This window comes from cyanobacterium endosymbiont of Rhopalodia gibberula (assembly GCF_003574135.1).
Lineage (GTDB): Bacteria > Cyanobacteriota > Cyanobacteriia > Cyanobacteriales > Microcystaceae > Rippkaea.
The window spans coordinates 2,355,155-2,378,175 of the sequence record NZ_AP018341.1 but is presented as its reverse complement, the minus strand read 5'-3'; the positions used below and the strand labels follow the sequence as shown (position 1 = coordinate 2,378,175).

General features: G+C 32.5%; 17 protein-coding genes. 10 read left to right on the top strand and 7 right to left on the bottom strand.

Annotation, left to right across the window (positions count from 1 at the left end; translation table 11 throughout):
- Positions 1-1,502 precede the first annotated feature (1,502 nt).
- Positions 1,503-2,348 carry a M48 family metallopeptidase gene (locus RGRSB_RS07625; protein WP_119260523.1) on the bottom strand — a complete coding sequence of 282 codons (846 nt, stop codon included), beginning with the start codon at positions 2,346-2,348 and terminating at the stop codon, positions 1,503-1,505.
- A gap of 201 nt (positions 2,349-2,549) precedes the next feature.
- Here RGRSB_RS07625 and queD point away from each other — a divergent pair, with 201 nt between their 5' ends.
- The 5 genes from queD to RGRSB_RS07600 all read left to right on the top strand — a co-directional run bounded on the left by queD (position 2,550) and on the right by RGRSB_RS07600 (position 9,973).
- Positions 2,550-2,936 (top strand): 6-carboxytetrahydropterin synthase QueD, encoded by a 387-nt coding sequence (gene queD, locus RGRSB_RS07620; protein ID WP_119260522.1) that lies wholly within the window; start codon positions 2,550-2,552, stop codon positions 2,934-2,936.
- Between the two features lie 816 nt (positions 2,937-3,752).
- Entirely contained in the window at positions 3,753-5,177 is a 1,425-nt protein-coding gene (gene lysA / locus RGRSB_RS07615; protein WP_119260521.1) for a diaminopimelate decarboxylase, read from the top strand.
- Positions 5,178-5,234: 57 nt separating this feature from the next.
- Entirely contained in the window at positions 5,235-6,131 is an 897-nt protein-coding gene (gene cdaA, locus RGRSB_RS07610) for a diadenylate cyclase CdaA (RefSeq protein ID WP_119260520.1), read from the top strand.
- Positions 6,132-8,783: 2,652 nt separating this feature from the next.
- Complete coding sequence (gene uppS, locus RGRSB_RS07605; protein ID WP_119260519.1) at positions 8,784-9,533, top strand: polyprenyl diphosphate synthase; 750 nt, start codon at positions 8,784-8,786, stop codon at positions 9,531-9,533.
- A gap of 83 nt (positions 9,534-9,616) precedes the next feature.
- Positions 9,617-9,973 (top strand): hypothetical protein, encoded by a 357-nt coding sequence (locus RGRSB_RS07600; protein ID WP_119260518.1) that lies wholly within the window; start codon positions 9,617-9,619, stop codon positions 9,971-9,973.
- A 28-nt stretch (positions 9,974-10,001) separates the two neighbouring features.
- Here RGRSB_RS07600 and tadA read toward each other — a convergent pair whose 3' ends face one another.
- The 3 genes from tadA to hisS all read right to left on the bottom strand — a co-directional run bounded on the left by tadA (position 10,002) and on the right by hisS (position 13,524).
- Positions 10,002-10,484 carry a tRNA adenosine(34) deaminase TadA gene (tadA, locus tag RGRSB_RS07595; RefSeq protein ID WP_269460811.1) on the bottom strand — a complete coding sequence of 161 codons (483 nt, stop codon included), beginning with the start codon at positions 10,482-10,484 and terminating at the stop codon, positions 10,002-10,004.
- Between the two features lie 494 nt (positions 10,485-10,978).
- Positions 10,979-12,214: a hypothetical protein gene (locus tag RGRSB_RS07590; RefSeq protein WP_119260517.1), complete on the bottom strand. Its 1,236-nt coding sequence runs from the start codon at positions 12,212-12,214 to the stop codon at positions 10,979-10,981.
- Between the two features lie 20 nt (positions 12,215-12,234).
- On the bottom strand, positions 12,235-13,524 hold the full coding sequence (gene hisS, locus RGRSB_RS07585; protein ID WP_119260516.1) for a histidine--tRNA ligase: 1,290 nt from the start codon (positions 13,522-13,524) through the stop codon (positions 12,235-12,237).
- A gap of 1,268 nt (positions 13,525-14,792) precedes the next feature.
- On the opposite strand from hisS, the gene RGRSB_RS07580 reads away from it, so the two are divergent.
- Both RGRSB_RS07580 and RGRSB_RS07575 read left to right on the top strand, forming a co-directional pair.
- Positions 14,793-15,545, top strand: coding sequence for an LmeA family phospholipid-binding protein (locus RGRSB_RS07580; RefSeq protein ID WP_232014498.1), 753 nt, complete (start codon positions 14,793-14,795; stop codon positions 15,543-15,545).
- A gap of 77 nt (positions 15,546-15,622) precedes the next feature.
- Entirely contained in the window at positions 15,623-16,234 is a 612-nt protein-coding gene (locus RGRSB_RS07575; protein ID WP_119260514.1) for a GerMN domain-containing protein, read from the top strand.
- Positions 16,235-16,277: 43 nt separating this feature from the next.
- On the opposite strand, the gene RGRSB_RS07570 is transcribed toward RGRSB_RS07575, so the two are convergent.
- A complete protein-coding gene (locus RGRSB_RS07570; protein WP_119260513.1) occupies positions 16,278-17,045 on the bottom strand; it encodes a glucosamine-6-phosphate deaminase in 768 nt (255 codons plus the stop codon).
- Between the two features lie 470 nt (positions 17,046-17,515).
- Here RGRSB_RS07570 and clpS point away from each other — a divergent pair, with 470 nt between their 5' ends.
- The 3 genes from clpS to RGRSB_RS10600 all read left to right on the top strand — a co-directional run bounded on the left by clpS (position 17,516) and on the right by RGRSB_RS10600 (position 19,298).
- Positions 17,516-17,809: an ATP-dependent Clp protease adapter ClpS gene (clpS, locus tag RGRSB_RS07565; RefSeq protein ID WP_119260512.1), complete on the top strand. Its 294-nt coding sequence runs from the start codon at positions 17,516-17,518 to the stop codon at positions 17,807-17,809.
- A gap of 28 nt (positions 17,810-17,837) precedes the next feature.
- Positions 17,838-18,665 carry a CPBP family intramembrane glutamic endopeptidase gene (locus RGRSB_RS07560; protein ID WP_172582073.1) on the top strand — a complete coding sequence of 276 codons (828 nt, stop codon included), beginning with the start codon at positions 17,838-17,840 and terminating at the stop codon, positions 18,663-18,665.
- A 399-nt stretch (positions 18,666-19,064) separates the two neighbouring features.
- The gene (locus RGRSB_RS10600; RefSeq protein WP_232014497.1) at positions 19,065-19,298 is read left to right on the top strand and encodes a hypothetical protein; all 234 of its coding nucleotides are present in this window, start codon (positions 19,065-19,067) and stop codon (positions 19,296-19,298) included.
- Between the two features lie 333 nt (positions 19,299-19,631).
- Here RGRSB_RS10600 and RGRSB_RS07550 read toward each other — a convergent pair whose 3' ends face one another.
- On the bottom strand, positions 19,632-20,117 hold the full coding sequence (locus tag RGRSB_RS07550; RefSeq protein ID WP_119260511.1) for an acyl-CoA thioesterase: 486 nt from the start codon (positions 20,115-20,117) through the stop codon (positions 19,632-19,634).
- Between the two features lie 65 nt (positions 20,118-20,182).
- The gene (pcrA, locus tag RGRSB_RS07545) at positions 20,183-22,513 is read right to left on the bottom strand and encodes a DNA helicase PcrA (protein WP_119260510.1); all 2,331 of its coding nucleotides are present in this window, start codon (positions 22,511-22,513) and stop codon (positions 20,183-20,185) included.
- Between the last annotated feature and the right edge of the window lie 508 nt (positions 22,514-23,021).

The following is a 23,021-nucleotide window of genomic DNA, read 5'->3' as shown; positions in this document are numbered from 1 at the left end:
TAATTCATCTTATTTTTATAGCCTAATTTGTAGGATGGAATGTGTTTGTTACTATCTTGATACAAGTGAGTGCAAAATCAATCCTATTTATCTTAAGCTAAACTAGAGCATGACTCTAATAAAATATGATTAAAATACTAATTATTTAACCTTTGCTTAGAAAATTATTAGAGATGAAAGTCAACTTTTTAGTTAACTTGCCTTAAGAACTATAATGTATCCCATGATATTCCTTTTTTGTTAAAAAATGTTACTTAGTAATTTTAACAAGAGAGGTTTAACTCTATCTATTTTGTAAAAAATGTTAATAATTCTTATATAGAGTTTACAAATAAAACACTAGAATATTTTTTTTTAAATAAAAACGTGATAGTTATCTTTTATAAGAAATAAAAATTACAATAACTTCTCAAGAAGAAAAAGGCATTTTAACGGCAACCAAAACTTTAAAAATAGAAAGAAGTTTACCGCCGATAAAATTTACTTATCAGAACAAATTGATAAAAAAATAAAGTTAAGTGAAAAAATTACAAAGACTGGTCAAAAATAAAAAATATTATGAGGCTCAAATAAGGTAGATAAGAGATTGATTTATTTGAATAAAAATTTAGAACAATTTAAACAAACTTAAACTACATATCGGGACTATTGAACATCGCTGATTAGTGTCAAAAACTTATTTACTTTACATAAAAAGATATGAAATAATTAGGTTAGGCATTTAATAAAGAGAAATTATTGCCCATCTTAAAAAAAAACAACTCAAGAGATAGTAGAAGATATTAGTAATAAATTAAAGTCAATTAAGAAGAAAGCCCGTAAAATTATAATTTTTGTCAAGTTTAAACTCTGAAGTTTATTGATATGGTATTTAATTCAATTAATTCTATATTATTGGTTGGGTATGACCACAATTTTTAGATAAATTATTTAAGAAACAAAATAATTATGGGATTATTTAATAAGTATAATAAAAAGAGTTTAGAAAGTTATTTAATTTTATCTATGGCTATTTATATTTAATTTTTCTAAGTCAATATCGTTTAGTTTGTAAGATAAGAGTTCAAAAAATATTAAGTACTAAAACTAATAGATTTCTCAACTAAAAAATATTTTTTGGTAAAGATTATTATACATAAATAAATGGACTTAAAAAAAGGTAGACGTACTTGAATTAATATATTAACGGGAGTGTAGGAGACACACAAACTAACTCAAATATCTTAGGAGAATACAAACTTCGAATCATCGATCTTACCACCAAAAATCAAAGTTATCTCGTTAAGTAAGAAATTTTTAGCAATGATGCGGTAAAGAATTTTCCATTATAAAGTGATTCTATGAGGAAACAGATTAAGACGCTAACAAAATTATTATGTTTTGCCAATAATTTACTCTATCCATAGTCTGTCCATGTAAACTTCAAGGAACTTGAAAAAATAAATAATAGAACCAAATAAGCAGTTAATGATTTTCTTAAATTATTTAGTCAAGCTACACTTTTACAAAAAACTACGAACATTCTGTTGATAGGCTTGATTGTCTAGACCATCTCCTTGATATGATCGTTGATCATCAACGGCTCGATTTAATGCTCTTAATCGATCTGATGTAGCTGGATGGGTACTTAAAAAATCAGGAACAGAAGAACCATTTTTTTGCATTAATTTCTGCATAAAAGTGACCATTCCAATGGAGGCATATCCGGCATTTCTTAAGTTTCTTAAACCTAATCTATCCGCCTCTAATTCGGACTCTCTACTGTGAGGAAGATTGACCCCTAATTGCACTCCCAATTGAACAATCGTATTTTCCCTTAAACCAGCTGCTGACATTAACCCTTGAGAAAGAGCAACATCGCGCATTTGAGTGATAGAATGACGAGCAGTAATATGAGCAACTTCATGGGCAACTACACTAGCTAATTCGGCTTCGTTTTCTGCTGTTGCAATTAACCCAGTATTAATATAAACAAACCCCCCCATTGTCGCAAAAGCATTAATAGATATATCATCAACTACCTGAAAAGTATAAGGAAGGTTAGGACGTTCACTCGTAGGGGCTAACCGCTGTCCAATACGTTCAATAGTTTGATTTAATTGAGGGTTTTGGGAGATGTGAAACTGACCAGAACGAATTAATTCATCATTAATTTGCTGGGCAATTTTTACTTCTTGGGAGTCAGACATGGTAGTTAATTGAATTACCTGTACTCCTTGAAAGAGTAAATTTAACCAAGACTGACTATAACTTGGTTGAATATTGGTTAGAATAACGAAGGTTATCACCAATAAAGAAAGACAAGAGTAAACCCAGGAGCGATGGAGACGAAAAAAGACTCTAATCATTTTGACTAAGCTAATAAGTCAGATAAAGTGAAGGAATCAGTTATTTCTAGTATTATTGCTCTTCACTAAGTTAATGATAGTTTAGTTGTTACACCTACTATATTGTCTAATCTGAATTTAATCAAGGTAAAAGTTTGTCCGTCAAGAGTTTGAGCTTTTTTATTCCTTACAATCAACGTTAATGAAAGTCCCACTATTGATATGAATATTGATAATTGGTTAATTTATAAAGAGTTTCGCTTTGAGGCTGCTCATCGGTTGCCCCACCACGGTGGCAAATGCTGCCGTCTTCATGGTCATAGTTGGATAGGACGGGTTTACGTCAAAAGCGATAACTTAATTCAAGAAGGTGCTAAACAGGGTATGGTTATTGACTTTGACGATATTAAGAAGTATTTAAACCCCCTATTGGAGCAGTTTTTGGATCATTACTACCTTAACGAAACTATGGAACTAGAAAACCCCACCTGCGAAGTGATAGCTAAATGGATTTTTGAGAAACTTGAATTGGCAGGACTGCAAGGACTGCAAGGCGTAGAAATCAAAGAAACTTGCACTGCTGGAGCGAGATTCACTAAAGAAAATTGACTAAACCAATAGTTAAATTACCAATTGGTTCAGCCTTATAAAAAAACAGGTTTAATTACTATCGAAAACCTGTTTTCTATATCTAGAGAATTTGGTTTCTGATTGTTTTGCATCATTACTTTATTTCTTTACTCATGTTTTTTCATTCAAGATACCCCTCTACTATGATAAAACATCATAATTCTTTAATTCAGTTAGTTGACTCTATATCTTCAATATCAAAAATCAGTATTAGGAAGTTCCCCATTCCTAATACAAAATGAGGACAATGAAACGCACTTTCTAAAGTTTTATGAAATACGTTTATCGATGAGTTATCCTCAACATTGACACAAAGCTTGACGATTGAGCTAAGTATGGACCATGCAAAAATAACTAAGTTAAAACAAATCTTCTAATTGAGTACTTCTCGTCTTGTCTAAAGTATAGATAATTTTCTACGTTCTGGCTTTTCTTCTTCTTACTAGCTGATCCCAAAAGAGGTGCAGATCCCTTCATAGTAAAGGCAATTTTTGCGTTACTCTTAAAAGTCAAAGTAGATGTAGTGTTGTAATACACCTAATGAAAAGTTTTTGGAGTTAATGACTGGGGAAGACAGAAGATAAAGCCTACGAAGAGGCTAGATAGCAAGAAGTTAAGAAAATCCCAACAACCACACGAGAGATTCAATTGTAGACTAGATACAGGGAGCCTTAGCGTTAATTAAATCATAAACCTCTGGGGGTTTTATGTGAGAAGGCGCTTGTTAAATTTTCTCCTTTAGTCTTACTTAAGACTAGACTTTAAATATTAATACCCATCGATCAATCGTGAACTATGTTATCGACAGAACAAAGGAAAAGCCATTCAGGGCGGGACTATTTAGAGAAAGAAACTCTAGAACAGGGTGAACGATCACCAAATCAGTCATTGTTCCCCCTAACTGCCAATATTAATAATCATAATTGCTTAGAAATTGGCGGTTGCGATCTTAAGACCCTAGTTAAACAATTTGGTTCTCCTCTTTATGTTCTTGATGAAGTAACTCTCCGAAGTGCCTGTCGTCAATATAGAGAAGCTTTTAACCGTCACTATCAAGGATCTTCTCAAGTCATTTATGCCTCCAAAGCTTGGAGTTGTCTAGCTATTGCCAGTATTGTTGCTAGTGAAGGGTTAGGTTTTGATGTTGTATCGGGGGGAGAATTGTATACTACCCTCAACGCTTTGGAGAAGATGGGACGTACCTCTGAACAAATTGCCCAACAAATTTACTTTCATGGCAATAATAAGTCTTTTGCAGAACTAGAATTAGCTCTTGAGGTTAATTGCACTATTGTTGTTGATAATTGGCTTGAATTAGAAACTCTAACTAAACTAGGCAATCAAAATGCCTCCATGAGTATTCCTATCCTCGTACGCTTAGCTCCAGGAATTGAATGTCATACGCATGAGTATATTCGTACAGGACATCTAGACAGCAAATTTGGTTTTGATCTCTGCCAACTCGATGCCGTTTTCACCTATATTAGCCAGCAATCATGCCTTGATTGCCGGGGGTTACATGCCCATATTGGCTCTCAAATTTTCGAGGAACAACCTCATCAAGACTTAGGAGAAGTTATGGTGGAGTTGCTTCAAAAAGCGCAAAGTTATGGGTTAGTCTTGCAAGAATTAAATATTGGCGGAGGTTTGGGCATTCGCTATACGGAAGATGATAATCCCCCCAGCATAGAACAATGGGTTGAAGGAGTGAGCCGCTCCGTAATGAAAGCCTGTGATAGTTATCAATTACCCTACCCTAAACTCATCGCTGAACCTGGACGTTCTTTGGTAGGATCAGCCTGTGTCACTGGCTATACTATAGGCAGTCGGAAAGAAATTCCTCAACTGCGAACCTATATCGCTGTAGATGGTGGAATGTCTGATAATCCTCGTCCCATTACCTACCAATCGCTCTATTGTATGGTGGTAGCTAATAAAATATTAGAACCCTGCACGGAAACTGTCACTATCGCGGGCAAACATTGTGAGTCTGGGGATATTCTGATTAAAAATACTCAGTTGCCTCAAACCCAACCAGGGGATATTCTGGTAGTGATGGGAACAGGAGCCTATAACTATAGTATGGCTTCTAATTACAATCGTCTGCCTAGACCAGCTGCTGTCTTAGTTAAAGATGGAGAAGCTAATCTAGTGATCAAACGAGAAACCCATGATGACCTAATTCGTCAAGATCGCCTCCCTGAAAGGCTACTGTCTTAATTAAGTCCCTTATTGCTTGTTATTTTGATTGCTCCTTAATCTCTACCATCCTCCATCATGTCGGGTGATACTCCTGGCCCTCACTGGATACCCTCTGGGCTAATCCACAATGGCATTGATATTGCATTGGTGCTACTGCTGACTTATTTAATTCTTCTCGCCATCGGGGAACGTCGTACTCTCTGGATAGTGCGAGGGTTAATTATTTTAATGCTGGCACAAGTGATCAGCCAAAGGCTCCAACTTAGGCTGCTCGAAGTTGTCCTGGATAAATTAGTATTGGGGGCTGCCGTCGCTATGGCAGTAATTTTTCAGGGAGAATTCCGACGATTTCTTGAATTATTGGGACGCGGGCAAATGCTGCAATTATTTCAACGACGACGTCCAACTCCCAAGCCTGATAGTGTAGTTGATGAAATTGTTGATGCAGTTAAAGAACTCTCTCAAAATAGAACAGGAGCATTAATGGTGTTAGAAACAATCGCTTCTGTGGATACAAGAGTATTTGTGAATCCAGGGGTTACCCTCAATGGCGAAGTCTCGAAAGAATTACTTCAGACAATTTTTCAGCCAAAAACTCTCTTACACGATGGAGCCATTTTTATTCGCGGCTCGCGTATTGTCTCAGCAGGAGTGATTTTACCCCTATCCGAACGAACTGCCCACCGACAATTAGGGACCCGACACCGATCAGCAATGGGCATCACAGAACGGGTTGGTAATTGTTTATGTGTAGTAGTCTCTGAAGAAACAGGCTCGATTTCTTTAGCCCAAGGTGGAACGCTTGATCGTCCCCTGACTAGTAGTAAGTTAAAAGAACTTCTTGAAGAAAAATTTTCTCTACTTGTCGAGCGGGAGTCTGTGGCACCTGGTTTGGGACTTGTTAGTCGTACTCTTGGCTCACAAATACGGAACTTGCTCGCTTCTTCGAGGTCTCAAAATGATCGGAAGTGATGATAACTATATAAGTTAGTAACATCCAGCAATCAGTCCCTACAGAACCTGTTATATAAAGCCCTAATACTAACGTCCTGAAAGCCTTATACCGGAATTATTTAAGTTTCTAAAAGTCTGCCTGTTATTAACAGGTAAGATAAGACTATGTTGTAATCTTATGGCTTGCTGTCATTAAAAGTTCAGTTAAGTCAAAAATCATTTCTAATAATTGGTAAGACTTTAACTAATAGATACAAATCAGCAAACTTAATATAGCATTAATACCTAAATATGTAAACTTAATAGTTATGATTATACCAAATTTATGATTTAAAATCAACCAGTAAAATACTAAGTTAGACAATATTGAAGTTGAAGATAAATAAATTTTCTGAGTATATAAGCTATTCTTTTAATTAACTTCAATTTAACTTGTTGTTAATAAACAATACTATTTCCTGAATTTTTTACTTGTCAAAATAGATGACAATTTCTTAAACCCAACATATGGCTTCATTTTACAATTTTTTGTCTAGGGAAGAGACGTTTTGATATCAATCAGCTAATCTCACTCAACAGTCTTGATGTTCAATACAAAGAAAAAATTTGTTTTAAATTTTTTCTTTGTATTGGTCCATTATCGAGAGGACTAGTAACGTTTTTTGTACACTTAGTTTTATTCGAATTTTCGTTATTTTCTTAAGCCTTCTTTTTTTTATAAAAAATATATTCACTTTTATTTCAAATAAACTATTTTTTATAGTTTATTTGATTTATTTTTTAAGAGTTTTTATTTTATTACTTAATTTAGTATTAATTAATTTTATTAAATGCAATTTATTCGCTACTACTTAAATTGAAGGTATTGGTTTATTAACTCTAAGATTAGAAAATATATCAAAATATATATTATTTATTTTAAATTTAGTTAAAACTCTTTTAAATATATTAGCTATTTTAGTTTGAATTAAATTGTAGAATTGACCTTACTTATAAGGTGAATAAAATAATATAAATAATATAATACATTTCAAATATTAAATTATTTATATTATTACTTTTTTCAAAAAAATTAAAAATCTATTTTTAGAATAGCGCGCTATTTGTAGTAATAAACTTTTTTGATGGTAAAAAAATACAAAATATAATTACTTGAGAGAAAAAGTGGTTGAAAAATTTAAGAATAAAAATTTTAAGTAAAGATAACAAATAAATTCTAATTTATAAACTGGTTAAAGAATTAGTCCATTAATTAAAATTAATTCTAACAGATAGACTAATGTCAAAAGTAGCTTGTTAAACAGAAAAAAATTATCGGAGAATAAAGATTTATTAAGGTTTACTTTTAAAAGTATAAAAAAGTTTTTTTAAAAAGACTTAAACTTGGATTTAAACTTATTTAAAAATAAAGTTTAGAGTTTCATTTAATAATGACTAAGTGCTATATAAAACTAATCTTATTGATGTTATATATGTATTGTATAATCAAATGTTTAACTTAATAAAAGTTATCAAGTTAAACATTAATAGTAAATACAAAATAGCTTAATTTAAACGATAAATATCTAGCTAAAAATATCTTTAAAAATTACTAAATAAGCCAGAGTACTCTTTATAAGAAGAGCTAGTATAGAGCTAGTATAAAGATCATAAATATTAATAGATAAACCTTGAATTCATAAGTTTTTTATGAAAATTAATACAATGAGAAAATTATCAGTAAATTTTCGTAGTGCCCTCAGTAAAATTTTAAAAAGCTAAAAACTTAACTAAAAATAAGTTAAACTTTTAGCTTTTTGTGAGGTGAAGATTTGGCTATTAAATTTAGTATTATTGCTATTTTAGATATTTTTGTTGATATAGTTACTATACTAACTCTTTTTAAGAACTACTTAATATTGTTAATATTATATATTTTAGTATTTTTTTGAAAAAGTTTTACTCTTCTAGGTATCTAGTAAATATTGATTACATTCGATTTAATAACGATTAATTTCAATATGAACATCTTTCTTTTTCCTTTCTTTATTTAAGCAAATATTTAAGGTTAATATTTAATAGTTAACTTTATTTTTAATAAAGTTAACTAAACAGCTAAAACATGATTAATATAAGTTTTTTTACTCTATTTTTTTGGAAAATAAACTATCTACATCCTACTTAAAATCTTAAAATAAATAACAATTAGTCATTTTAAATTTAGAATTTTATTCATTAGATTAAGTTAAGTATATGGTGCCTTAGATTAAGTACAAATTAGGCAAAAATATTGAGTTCAGCATAACTCAATTAAAATACAAAGTCCATCAGAGTACTGTGTATATAATAATTATGGCTTTTGACAAGCCTATTGTCTATAATCAAACTTTGTCTTTATACTTGTAATTTGTATTATGATAAGTTTAGTATAACCATACTTGTCAGCAAAAAAACTTAAGCCACTATGATAATATACTATGGAAAAGCATCATGGACTAGTCTAAAATCATCGCCATTACCATTATGGTAAATCTCTAAAAATAGATTAAAGCAAAATAGTTGACAATATGGCAGAAAGCAAATTGGTAATAAAGAATAACTTCTTCCATATAAATTACGTAGACACACCCCTCAAAAGGTTTTTCAAAGTACGAGGAAATAAAATCCCATACAACAAATTGCCAGATAATAATGACTCTTAAACTCATTGTCTCAAAAGATTTACCCACCGATCTCGATCAGGTCCGTCTTCCTAAACACGTAGCGATAATAATGGATGGTAATGGACGCTGGGCTAAGCGTCGCGGACTTCCTCGTATGATGGGACATCAACGAGGTGTTGATACCCTTAAAGATTTACTTCGTTGTTGTCGTGACTGGAAAATCCCTGCACTGACTGCTTATGCTTTTTCGACGGAAAATTGGGGAAGACCTCTTGAAGAAGTAGAATTTTTGATGACTCTATTTGAACGGGTGTTACGTCGTGAACTACGAGAAATGATGGAGGAAAATGTTAGGATCTCTTTTGTAGGAAATTTAGAAGTTCTTCCTCCTTCCTTGCAATTAGAAATCACCCGTTCTATGAACGATACTCAAGATAATACAGGAATTCAATTTACAGTAGCCACCAATTATGGTGGCCGTCAAGAGATTATCCAGGCTTGTCAGGCAATTGCTATTCAAATTCAAAAAGGTCTTTTAGCACCAGAAGAAATTGATGAATCTCTATTTGAACGCCACTTATATACTTCGGGAATTACTCACCCTGATCTTTTAATTCGTACCAGTGGGGAAATGCGAATTAGTAATTTTCTTCTTTGGCAGTTGGCTTATGCTGAAATTTATGTTACTCAAACCCTCTGGCCAGATTTTAATCGAGAAGAATTTTATAAAGCTTTATTAGCTTATCAAAAAAGGGAACGACGATTCGGGAAAGTTTAGTTCGAGATAAAAAAGTTTTATCTCTAGTGAAAATACGATATCTAGTTTATAGTAACTGCAGGGTGTTCGTTATTTAATTACTTATGTTAACCTCTCGTCAGTATAAACAAAATACTATTGAAGCGATCAAACATCTTTCTAAACTCTCAGAATCTGAGCGATTAGAAGCTGAGCAGAAGAAAAACATACTACTTTTAATAGAAAATTTAATAGAAAGAGAAGAGGCAACTTTTAAGATGATTATTGATTGTCTTTACGATCTTGGTTCAGTAAACTTAATCAATAAGAAGTTTTCTATTTGTCCCTTCAATCAAATGATGAAGCTAATTGCTAAGTTTTCTAGACCTGGCTTTCGCTTCATTGCCTTTTATTGGGTTCATAAAAATACCCCTAAATTAATTACTAATTGGCTTTTAAAGAAAGTGAATAGATTAAGATAATCATTGTTAATTGTAAATTTCTTATCTTTTACTGAACTTGTTGTCGTCGTTTTGTAAACCATTTTTGTAGCTGTTGACGACATTCATCTTCATAGATACCTGAAATAACGGCTAAACGATGGTTAGAACAGTAACTATCAGGCAAATTCAGTACTGTCCGAATGGTCCCTGACTTGGGATCGTCACATCCATAAACTAGTAATCCTAAGCGAGATTGAATAATTGCTCCAGTACACATAGGACAAGGTTCAAGGGTGACGTAGAGGGTACAGTCCTTTAAGTTCCAACTATGCAATGTTTGAGCAGCAATACGGATAGCCACAATTTCTGCATGAGCAGTGGGATCTTGGTCTGTTTCTTTACGATTAGCTGTCTGGGCGACCAAATTCCCCTGACTATCAACAATAACAGCCCCTACGGGAACTTCTCCCATTTTTTCCGCCTCTTGGCTAAGGATGAATGCCTTTGCCATCCAGTAACGATGAGTGTGATAAGAAGTTTGGGTGATCAATTGAAGCAACGGAACGAGAAATACAAAAAGGGATAACAATAAGAGACGAAGATAGACAAAAGCTCAAGCTGTTCAAACACTTCTTGAAACAGCTTGAAACAGCTTGAGCGTTTACCAACTCAAATCTTAACAATTGAAGAGCAGTTCAACAGTATCTTTTTGTCAGAGATACTACCATCTTAAGACCATTAGGCTGAGTTTGAACAGCGTAAGCTTCCCATTCTAAATCTTTATAATGAACATTTATAGATCTTTTAAAAGAAGTAGTATTTAATTCATAAATTAAATGTATGATTTAACTATTTTTATAGTTTCTTAACATAAACGTGTTTATACTGTATAAATTAATCCATAGATTGATTTTAATCAAGCAATTTTTAAATAAAAAACACTAAATTAATTTAAATTTGACTAGGAGTTATCTGCAATGAAATATAGGGTTTTTGTTGAAATCAAAGTTCTATTAAATAAAGAAAATAAGAACTGAATTATCTTTAACTAAAGATAACTGGTGGTAGGTTTAAAGACTTTGTTTCTACTTTTAATAATCTAGAATTACAGTTCAATTTAGGAGGTAAGCCTCGATTATATGAAGATAAAGGCTCAGTTAATATTTGAGTGTATTTAGCAGTGATTGGTAATTCAATAGCTGTAGATTCTGTCTTAGTCCTTTCTATAACTTTGAATTCAAATTGATAAGAAAACTTATGTTCAGTATTAAATAATTCAATAGTATAATTAACCGGGTAGTGTTCCCTACTATAAATCTGAAATGGACAGTGGGTAATAGTAATTCCTGTTATGGTTTGTAGTAAAACTTCTCCTGATAAATACGGAAGATTTTCTAGTTTCTCAGGAACGACTAATGTTTGATTAAATGTATAGGGTAGGGTCTTATCGGAAAGAGTACAATCTATTTTTAGAATAATCTCATCAGTATAAGGGTGTTTTAATTGATAGCAAAGTTGTGCGGTTAAAGCTAATTCTTCTCCAGAACTTTGCACTTCAATTTTTCCTGAAATGGTAATAGATTTATCTGGATTGCCTCGAAATGTATCTTGCTCTAGGATAAGTTTAAGAGTTGGTGCTATCATTTTATCCGATGAAGATAATTCAAGAAAATTCTCTGAACTCTGCTGATAATTTTTCCCATAGTTATCAATCAATGGCTCTACTTTCTCCTGTACCAGTTTCTCCAATTGATGTAGATAAAACTGGGCTGTTTTATTAGAGGAGCCGTTAATGTAGGAAGTTCCGCAAATTTCCAATTTATTGGAATGATTAGACCTAGATAAATTTTTTGTTTCTTTTTCTAAAAAAATATCATTGATAGGAGCTCTTAAACAGTCTATTTGTGGATCAAAAAAATTTTGGTTAGTCACAGTATCTAAAACCTGAAGTTTCAGAGTTTTCCGCCAAGTTTCACCAAGTAATTCTGACATGATATCGTTACGACAGCGTATTTCCCAAATCCCAGCAGATAATTCTCTAAATGAAAAAATCATTACCAACCCCTGTAGATTGATATGACGAGAATAATGTTGAGTATTATGAGAAGAATCTTCGCCAGTTGGGGTTTGATGACTAATGCGAACTTCAATATCACTATCAAGGTGATTAGAATTAGCAAGAAGACGATAAGTACCCGATTCGATTTCGAAGGTTGATGTGGGAATAGAAACCCATTGATGATCGCCTTCTTTTTGAATCAGAAATTCCCAAGGTTTCATTGCAACTTACTCTATTATAGTTACCCATTTGTTTGTATTTGTCTGGCCAACTGTTCTTTAAGTTCCCCAACTTGACTAATTAATTCTTCTTGGGTTAAAGTACTCTGTTCTTTGCTAGCTAACCATTTAAGTTGAACGGTTTGAGTCTCAGCTTCTGTATTTCCCAATATGAGACAAGCAATCGCTCCACTGCGATCAGCTCGCTTAAATTGTTTCCCAAAAGCACCGCAACTGAGGTCTAATTCTACAGTTAATCCTTCATGACGTAACTTTTGGGCTATGATTAAGGCTTTGCTTTCGGCCTTTTCACCTTTAGATACAATGTATAAATCAGGAGACGTATTTGGAGTATACTGGATTTGTTTTAGGAGGATGATTAGCCGTTCCATTCCAATTGCCCACCCTATGGCTGGGATGTAGGGTCCCCCTAGTTCAGCTACTAAACCATCATAGCGACCTCCCCCACAAACTGTCGCTTGTGCGCCAAGATTCTCTGATTTAATTTCGAAGGCTGTATGAGTATAGTAATCTAAACCCCTCACTAAATAAGGATTTAGTATATAACTGATGTTTAGATCCGTTAGAAATTGTTGAACTTGGTCAAAATGCTTCCGAGATTCATCTCCCAAATAATCAATAATATTAGGGGCACTTCGGCTGATTTCCTTTGTCCGTTGATTTTTACTATCTAGAATGCGCAAAGGGTTTTTTTCTAGACGATTTTGGGAATCAAGATCCAATTCGTCTTTGTAAGAAAGAAAATAGTTAACTAAGGCTTCCCGATAGCTCTGTCTATCATTGCGATCACCGACAGAATTTAGATCTAATTTTAAATTTTGTAGTCCTAATGTTTTGAGGATATCTGTTGCTAAGGCAATCACTTCTACATCTGATCTAGGATCGCCACTACCGAATAATTCTAAACCGATTTGATTGAATTGCCGTTGACGGCCAGCTTGAGGGCGTTCATAGCGAAACATTGGACCTTTGTACCATAACCTTTGTACCCCTCCTATCGCATAGAGATTGTTTTGTAAGAAAGCACGCACCACGCCGGCCGTTCCCTCTGGACGTAAAGTTAAAGAACGATCTCCCCTATCCTTAAAGGTATACATTTCTTTGCCCACTACGTCGGTAGCTTCTCCTATGCCTCGTTCAAATAACGACGTTTGCTCAAAAAGGGGGGTACGAATTTCCTGATACATTGCTCTACCAAGAATTTCCGTGGTGACAGTTTCTACGTATTGCCAGTATCCAATCTCTGCTGGCACTATATCTCGTGTTCCTGGTACTGCTTGAATTATACCCATTGGGGTTGCACTTAAATTCTAAAATTTACGCTAATGTAACATCAATTATTATAAATCAATTAGCCTTCAACATGATGAAACTGGTTACTTAATTAACAGTTAATTTTTTTTTATAAATGAGTATTTAGACACAAATAAAAACATTCTCATTATATGGAGAACTTTCAGAAAAATACATAAAAAATAAAATTAACAGAGGTATTAATCAGTGTTAAATCTAAACTAATTTTTAGTCTAATTTAATTAGATTTAAATTTATGTTTTCAGTTTTGGTAGATTAATCTCTTTTATTTTCTAAACCAGAATAAAAACTGTCTCTATTACTCATCTATCTCTAGACATAATTATATTGTTTATATTACTGCCATATAAACATGTTCATCCTCTTTGATATTTTGCGATTTGTTCTCAATTCTGGGTAATAGGCAAACCATAATTAACAAGTAACTAGAGCATTAAATCTAATTGATTTAAATTTGTTTCATTTATAAATTATTTTTAAACCTGTCAAGGAAGCCTATTTTAAATGTATGGCAATTTTTTCTACGTTCTACTCTTACTCTTTTATTAAAAATCGAATTTTACTAGCTTTATTCTTTGTTATTTTAGAAGCTTTATTTCATTCGAAATAAAGCCCCTTTCCTCTTTGATTTTAAAAACACCCTAAAACAAGAAAATAATTTTAGTTAAAAAATAAGTTTATTAGAGTTTTTGTGGAAAATTATGTTAGTATATCTTGGCGTTTATTTATAGCGATTACTTTTAAATATGTAACATTCACTGACTAACATAATACTATTTTTTTCTTTTCCACTACTCAGATAAAGTACGGTAAGTAAGTAACAAATAACTTCCAAAACCTTTGTTGTAACTGCATTCAATAACTATGAAAATTAAGCTTGTAGAGTTGTTGAAGTTTTGCGAAACAAGACCTGTAGTGTTTATTGATTATGATTAAATCACAGCTAGTCTAGAAGAGTTATAATTCTCCAAGTTTATGACTGCTTAAGATTATAATGAGGTTATGGCTAATGTCCTGTATTTTTTTACAAAAAGACCTGTCCTTCCTGGAAATCTTGACTGTAAACTTAGTTTAGAAAGCAAGCACTACCTTTCTATTTCCGAAAGGAAATACGTCATAATGTTAATGTCAACAACTCGTAGCAATACGATTATAACTTTAAATTTTAAAAGTCAATCGTTTATCTATAAAAAATCAATCATAAAAAAATATGGAATTTTTTACAGTGTTTTTTTCAAGCTTATTAATGGTTTTTTCTCCTGTTGGTCTAGTACTTGATACAGTTGTTGCTGATGCTATTCGTTCTCAAGTCAATGATGTTGAAGAATTGGCAGTTAGGATTGATAATACTCCTAGTTATCAATCAACTCAAGGAAGAATTGATCGGGTTCGTATTGCCAGTCGCGGCATAGAACCAATTGAAGATTTTAGAATAGAAGTTCTTGAACTAGAAACCGATTCCATTGATATTAATATAAACAATTTACAAACCCAAAATATTCAAGGAATTAGACAGTCTTTACGAAAACCATTACAAGGGGGATTAAGTTTAATTCTTAAAGAAGGAGATATTAATCGAGCTCTAAAATCAGATAAAATTAGAGAAACATTACAAAAAACCATTAATAGTATAGTTCCTGAACAAGTTCCTAAATTTAGGATATTAACCCTTTGTGTTGAATTCAAACCCAAAGATCGCTTAGGAATTAAAGTAAAATTACAGCAATTAAAAAATTTTAATGAAGAAAATTTCCCTGAGATTATAGCACTGAATTTGGAGGCAGGATTTAAAGTCAAAGATGGACGATCAATCCAAGTCCTTGATCCAAGGGGTGAATTAAATAACAAAACTCTATCAAAAAAATTTTTAAGTCGCTTTCAGCAATTTGATTTAGCCTTTCTAGAAGGACAAGGCATTGTTACTAGACTCCTTAAATTAAAAGTAGATGAGGAAAGTCTCGCTCTTGTCTCGTTTATTCGCTTAGAACCCTTAAAATAAAAGGGAGAATCTAAAGAATGGTAACCTGATTACCAAACATCGCAAACTTTGATTAAAGATCATAACAGGAGATAACTATGGATAATCGCCATAAAAATCATGAAAAAAATCGTTTATCTATTGGGTTTATTGGTGGAATCATAGTTGCTATTTTAGCGACTGGGAGCATAGTAACATGGTGGTCCATAAACACTTTAAAAACATTCAACGACTCAACCAAAATTTCTACTGAAAGCTCAATAACTAAAGAAAATATTAAGATAGAGCGGGGACAAGTTTATTGGTTAAATGATAAAGGTAACCGTTTTGAATTGTCAGCAAATCCAGTGATTGTCAAGAAATCAAGTGACAATCAAGAGGTATTAAAAACTGCCTTAGAAAATTTATTAGCAGGTTCTAAAAAGCCTAAACAAATTACTACAATTCCTCAAGGAACCGAGCTATTAAATCTTACTGTAGATGAAGAAGGAGTAAAAATTGATCTATCCCAAGAATTTATTACGGGAGGTGGTAGTGCATCCATGACGGGCCGTTTGGCTCAAATCCTCTACACATCCACCAGTCTTGATCCTAACACCAAAGTTTGGTTAACAATAGACGGGCAACCTTTAGAAGTTTTAGGGGGAGAAGGGATAGAAATCGAACAACCAATCACTCGTCATTGGTTTAACGAAAACTTTGAATTGTAGTTTTGATTACCTGAACTATTTGAAGAATTAGAATCATTTATTCTTAAAGTAAATGAGCCGAGTTTCGCTCCAAAAATAAATCTGCATCCGAGTGTTTTCGTAAAATTGAAGCAGGACAATGGGTATTTATATGCTTTTTAAGCATTGTTTTAACAATTTTTGCTTTATTTCTTCCAAGTGCAAGACAGATAATTTTGCGAGATAATAAAATCATAGGAATAGTTAGAGTGATAGCATATTTGGGAACTTCATTTAGGTGAGAAAAATGTCCTTGATTAACTTGTACTTGACGGGTTTCCTCTTCTAAGCGAACTAATTTAACCCAATAAGAATCATCAAATCTAGCAACAGCAGGTTCATTAAAAGCTAAATGTCCATTGATTCCAATTCCTAAACAACATAAATCAATTGGTTTTTCTTGTAATAGTTCAGTATAACGATCACATTCTTCAACAGGTTCTAGAGTATTTCCTTGAATGTAATGAAATTGTTTCGGATAAACTCGTTTTTCTACTCGATTTTGGAGATAGTGGCAAAAACTAGCCTGATGTTTTTTGTTAATGCCTAAATATTCATCTAGATGAAATAGGGTTATACGATTCCAATCTATTTTCTGAGTAGCAATCAAGGCATCAAGAAATTGTAACTGTGAGTTCCCTGTTGCCAATATTACTCTCGCTTCCTCCTTTTCTTCTAATACTTTCAATAAGTGTTTTTGAGTGATCTCTGCCGATTTTTTAGCCAAGTCTTTTTCAGTTTTAGAAATATAAACTGAAAGGGTATCAACCTTAAATTGATGTTCAGATTTCATCAAGAATTATAAAATGCTCTCCAAACTTATTCTAACGTATAACTTGAATTTGAGAATTAACTTATTTTTTTTTGAACATCTTAGGGTACAGTCTATATCGCTTAGAAGATAATTTTACATTTTAATCTTATTAAAGAATTAAATTAGAATCAGTTTGAGTATAATTAGAGCCAAATATTTGAGATTATCTAACTTCTTTAAACTTTACCTCACGCTCTGTAATTTTGGACTTATGCATAGATACATCATCAGTTTACTACTATTTTTAATGGCATCAAATTATCATTAATATCTTACAAAAGGTAAGGAAACTGACTCGTTTTGATTTATCAATAGCATTTGTTCGATGGGTGAGGTATACTAGAATCTAAATTCGTTCTTAATACTTGATATTCCTAGATAGTGAAATTGACTGATGCCCTGTATGATTGGGAGCTTTCAAAGGGTAGTTCAAAGAAAGGAGGAGCTCTGTGTCTACTGAAGTAATTGAAAGGCGATCACCATTTAGTACAAGTATTCGAAAACCAGCCCCTCGCTATCGCGTTTTACTCCATAATGATGACTTTAACTCTATGGAGTACGTCGTTCAGATTTTAACGCAAACGGTGGCAGGGATGACTCAAGCACAAGCAGTTGGTATCATGATGGAAGCTCACAATAATGGGATAGCTTTAGTTATCACCTGTGCCTTAGAACACGCTGAGTTTTATTGTGAAACTCTTAAAAATCACGGGTTAACTAGCACTATCGAACCAGATGATTAATTGTCTTTGTAATTGCAAATTTTAACCCTTGAAGTCCGATCTTACTCGTATTAGTCATTACCCAGCACCAATTAGGCTGGGAGTTTTTGTTGTCATATTATTGTCACTGTGGATTCCAGTGGCAATTCCGATCTATTTGGCACTTAGGTCTGACCCAAACTTGACAACAATTATCAGTATGGGATTACTATATTTAGAGTTTGTTGGACTGTTATTTATCTGGAATAGAAACATTTATCGTAATTTTTATTGGTGGAAACAATATGGGTTAGTTTTAAGCAGAAAAAATGGATTCGAATTTTTCCAAGGATTAAGTCTTGGCTTAGGATTTACTTTTGGTTTATTTATTGTTGAATCAATTTTAGGGTGGGTCAGTTTTTCTACCCCTTCTCTAAAAATTGTTAAAGTAATTTTTGAAGGATTATTAAGTGCTTTAGGAATTGCATTTGCTGAGGAGTTATTATTTCGGGGATGGTTATTAGAAGAGTTAAACCGAAATTATACTTCGTTAACTGTGTTGTGGATTGATTCTCTACTTTTTGCTGGATTACATTTCGTTAAACCGTTGACAGAAGTTGTTAGAACTTTTCCACAATTTCCTGCCTTATTGTTGTTAGGATTAATCTTAGTTTGGTCCAAACGTAGTAATGGAAATCGTTTAGGAATTTGTATTGGTTTACATGGAGGATTAGTGTGGGGGTATTATATCCTAAATGTGGGTCAACTTTTAGAATATACAGAGAAAGTATCTCCTTGGATCACAGGAATTGATAATAATCCTATTGCCGGAGTAATGGGATTGTTTTTTCTTGGAATTTTAGGTCTTTGGATAAGAAGAAAAATCAAAACAAATTAATTATATCGATAGTTTGATTACATAGCAGTTTAGTTATCTTTTTAATATAAAAAGAAATTAAAAAATTAACTAAAATTGACTGTAATTGCCGTAAATTTAAAGATTTCTACAAGCAAAATTATTGACTATTGTTTGTCTATTGTTCACACATAACTAAAAATTTTTAGTTTTTGGGAAATGTTTCAGTTATCTCATAGACGATGTTTTTCTTCTCTATGGTATTTTTGACACAATGTTACAGTCAATTTTGCTTGAACCCCTAACAGTAGAACGTTTAAATATTGCGATTACTGATTTACCCGTATCCTTAGTGAGAACTAAAATCAGATGACCTAGTTTTCAGACTTACACTACGACTAATTGCGTTTATATGAAGACTTATTAACTGAGATAAGCACATTGAGTAGTCACAATAACCCTGATATAACACTACTGACTGGAGACTATATTACCGATCAACCTAATACTATAGATGAACTGACTAACAATTTTGAATATCTTAAAAACTGTATGGGAATTCATGCGGTGTTAGACAGTCATAATTATTGTCATCATCAGGCTAAATCTTTGCTGACTAAAGCATTAACCAGTATTGGTATTATAGCCGTTTGGAATAACATTGATCCCCGTTAGGTGACAACTTACCGATCATGGAACTTACTGGTTTCTGGTCACATGAATCCAATCCAGAACCCATCATGAGCCAATTGCTATCGTATACTTCTCATCTAGTATTGTCCATCAATATACTCTCAAATGTTTATATATCTGAGTTCTTTTTATTAGGACCTGTTTCAGAGTAGTCAAGTATTAACAATAGGCTCAAGGATGGCATCAAACAAAAAAATTAACTCTATATCAATCGAAGATTAAGAATCTACTTTCTTGAAAGACCATATTGTTTTCTAGAAGTGATAGTCATTACATTAACTGACCAGTAACTCAAGTTAACTGCAACAAAAATCACTAAATTAGATTAATTAAAGCATCTCTAACTGTAGGAGGAAGATGACGCATTATTTTTCCTTTTTCACGATCAACCGCCACTAAAGTTACCGCTCCAGTGACATAACATTCCTGTGTATTTGGAGATTCCATCCTACAATCAAAATTCATCTGTACTCCAGTAATTTGGTTTATCCGAGTTTTAATGATTGCTTCCTGTCCTAACTGTATAGAATGATGATAACAAAGAGATAATTCAATTACAGGAAGATAAAAACCTAATTTTACTAATTCTGCAAAATCAATGCCCATAGAGCGCAAATATTCAACTCTAGCTTCTTCTATCCAAGTTAAGTAAGTTCCATGCCAAACTGTTCCTGAATAGTCGGTATGATGAGGTTGGACCCGTACAGCATACTCAAACCACTGCTCAGTAGTTGCTTGCAGGATTTTTTCAGGAGCGATCGCTGCGTTGGGAGGTAGTTGGGGTTGAGATTGGGAAGACAAGTTAAACTAACTCCAATTATGGACTAAAGTTATCAATAATATTATCGTGTTTGCTTATTACTAGTTTAATCAATCTTTTCTATCAACGTCACTCTAGGATTAATGATTTTTTGTCCAAATCCTGAAAATTTAACGGCTAAGTTCATTTTTTTTCTTGATCCTAAAATATGAGTAACTTCTCCGATTCCAAAATTGGGATGAATTAGACGATCTCCCACTGACCATTGTTGATTATATATCTGAAAAGTTTTAGATTGAGATATGTTGGATTGATGATAAGATTTTAAAGTTTTTGGAAGATCATTTTTGATTAAATCTGAAGGTAGCTCTTTTAAAAATTGCGATGGAATTTTAGTTTCTTTTGATCCCCAAACAAACCGTTCTCTAGCATAGGTTAAAAATAATTGTTCCTGAGCGCGAGTCAATCCAACATAACACAAACGACGTTCTTCTTCTAAAGATAGAGGATCGTTCAAACTACGAATATGAGGTAATAATCCTTGTTCTAAACCAACTAAAAATACTACAGGAAATTCCAATCCTTTAGCTGAATGAAGAGTCATTAAAGACACCTTTTTTTCTTCTTCTTTTAAATCATCAAAATCAGACGAGAGGGAAACATTAGATAAAAATCCCTGTAAATTAATGTCTTCTGCATCTTCTTGAAACTGTAAAATAGCATTATATAACTCAGAAATATTTTCTAAGCGATTATCAGCTTCTTCAGTCCCTTTTTCTTTTAAATTATCAATATAGCCAGAAACTTCCATTATTTGATTTAAAATTTCTGCCCCTGATAGGCTAGTTATTTTTTCTTGAAAATATTTAATCATTTTAGAAAAATTGTTAATTGATCTTGCTGCTCTTCCTGCTAGAGTATTAACAGAAGTCGTATCAGAAATAATTTCCCAAAGAGGGATTTCTAATTCTTGGGCTGCTTTAACTAAAGACTCTATAGAAGTTTTGCCAATTCCTCGACGGGGTGTATTAATAATCCTTAGTAAACTAACGGTATCTGCAGGATTAGCAATTAGGCGTAAATAAGCCAAAGCATCTTTGATTTCTTGGCGATCATAAAATTTAAATCCTCCTACAATTTTATAAGGAATATTATTATAAATTAAGCAATCTTCAAAAGGACGAGATTGAGCATTAATTCGATAAAGAATCGCAAAATCTCCCCAATTTAATTCAGGGGTTTCTTTTACTAAGTTTTGTATTTTATCAATTACTATTTTTGATTCTATTTGTTCATTATCCGCCTTGTAGCAATAAATATATTCTCCTAGTCCCCGTGTAGCCTTCAAAATTTTATCAATGCGTTGAGTATTATTTTCAATTAAATAATTAGCTGCTTGTAAGATATTTTCTCTTGAACGATAATTTTCTTCTAATTTAACCATAGTACGGGTATCTTCATCGGGCAAACCATCTCCAAAATCTGATTGAAAATTTAACAGAATGGTAAAGTCTGCCATGCGAAAACTATAAATAGATTGATCAGCATCACCTACAACAAAAATAGAGCGATTTTGCCAATTCCATTCACTTTTTCTAGTTTCTCCATTAGTTGTTAATAAACTAATTAATTCATATTGAATTTGATTAGTATCTTGATATTCATCAACTAAAATATGTTTAAATTGGTTATGCCAATAGCCAAGAATAGACTCATTTTGTTGAAATAGTCTAACGGGAACTAGGATTAAATCATCAAAGTCCAAGGCGTTATTCGTTGCTAATTGTAATTGATACTCATTATAAACTTCAGCAATAACACGATTTTTATAGGAAGAGTCTTGTTTAAGATATTTTTCAGGAGATAATCCTAAATTTTTCAGGTTACTAATCTGATAGCGAACTGAGCGAGGATCAAATTTTTTATCATCCAAATTTAATTGCTTAGTTACAATATTTTTGATTAAACTTTGTACATCTGATTCATCAAAAATTGAAAAATTTCGCTGCCATTGTCGTCCCCGTTCATCTTTATATTTATTGATGTCAAAACGTAAAATTTTTGCACATAAACTATGAAAAGTTCCAATCCAAAGCCTTTTAGTAGTTGTTTTGTAAACTCGTGACACAAGTTTTTTTTGTTCATATTCAGAGAGAAGATCAAACCGTTGTCTATGATTTTTAATAGCCATTTCCTGGGCAAATAATCTCTCAATTCGTTCTTTCATTGCTCTAGCTGCTTTATTCGTAAAGGTAACAGCTAGAATAGAGTCTGGTTCAACATGATGATGACTAATCAGATGAGCAATTCTACAAGTGAGGGCTCTAGTTTTGCCTGAACCAGCACCAGCTGCCACCAATAAAGGTCCGCAAAAGTGTTCAACAGCTAGACGTTGTGAGGTATTAAGTTGAGCAAGAAAGTCATTATTAACAGTCATGGAGTTACATTTAAGGAGATGTATATATTAAAGATCTTAGTTGAGAGACTCTATTAAAATCAAACAATAGCAATTATCATTTCTGAATTAATGTGAAATTACCTGTTTAGGAGTTTCGTATTGACAGATGAACGTAAATATAAGCTATCTGAATAAAATAGGGAAGATGTTCAAAAAAATAGATATCTATTAAAACTTTTACAAGGAAATCGATAGTTAAGTGTAATTTATACCTCCATAAATCGTGAACCGTTTCTGGTTATAATCAAATTATAAAACTGTTGAATTATATTCAATAATATATTAACTTTGTAAATGAAATCTCAAGTATTGATAATACAGTCATTTTTTTTTTAAAAATTAATAGCAAAACTAATCAAAGTAATCTATTGATTATCTTGGATAAGATAATAAGTATGAAATTTTTAGATAAACTAATCAGATTATTTTATTATATTCAAATTTTTCTTGGTTAAAAACTAATTTTATAAAAAAAATATATCTAAAT

Excerpts from the sequence above, each read along its gene's own strand:
- RGRSB_RS07625 (WP_119260523.1), bottom strand. The coding sequence starts at position 2,348 with ATGATTAGAGTCTTTTTTCGTCTCCATCGCTCCTGGGTTTACTCTTGT.
- queD (WP_119260522.1), top strand. The coding sequence starts at position 2,550 with ATGAATATTGATAATTGGTTAATTTATAAAGAGTTTCGCTTTGAGGCT.
- lysA (WP_119260521.1), top strand. The coding sequence starts at position 3,753 with ATGTTATCGACAGAACAAAGGAAAAGCCATTCAGGGCGGGACTATTTA.
- cdaA (WP_119260520.1), top strand. The coding sequence starts at position 5,235 with ATGTCGGGTGATACTCCTGGCCCTCACTGGATACCCTCTGGGCTAATC.
- uppS (WP_119260519.1), top strand. The coding sequence starts at position 8,784 with ATGACTCTTAAACTCATTGTCTCAAAAGATTTACCCACCGATCTCGAT.
- RGRSB_RS07600 (WP_119260518.1), top strand. The coding sequence starts at position 9,617 with ATGTTAACCTCTCGTCAGTATAAACAAAATACTATTGAAGCGATCAAA.
- RGRSB_RS07590 (WP_119260517.1), bottom strand. The coding sequence starts at position 12,214 with ATGAAACCTTGGGAATTTCTGATTCAAAAAGAAGGCGATCATCAATGG.
- hisS (WP_119260516.1), bottom strand. The coding sequence starts at position 13,524 with ATGGGTATAATTCAAGCAGTACCAGGAACACGAGATATAGTGCCAGCA.
- RGRSB_RS07580 (WP_232014498.1), top strand. The coding sequence starts at position 14,793 with ATGGTTTTTTCTCCTGTTGGTCTAGTACTTGATACAGTTGTTGCTGAT.
- RGRSB_RS07575 (WP_119260514.1), top strand. The coding sequence starts at position 15,623 with ATGGATAATCGCCATAAAAATCATGAAAAAAATCGTTTATCTATTGGG.
- RGRSB_RS07570 (WP_119260513.1), bottom strand. The coding sequence starts at position 17,045 with ATGAAATCTGAACATCAATTTAAGGTTGATACCCTTTCAGTTTATATT.
- pcrA (WP_119260510.1), bottom strand. The coding sequence starts at position 22,513 with ATGACTGTTAATAATGACTTTCTTGCTCAACTTAATACCTCACAACGT.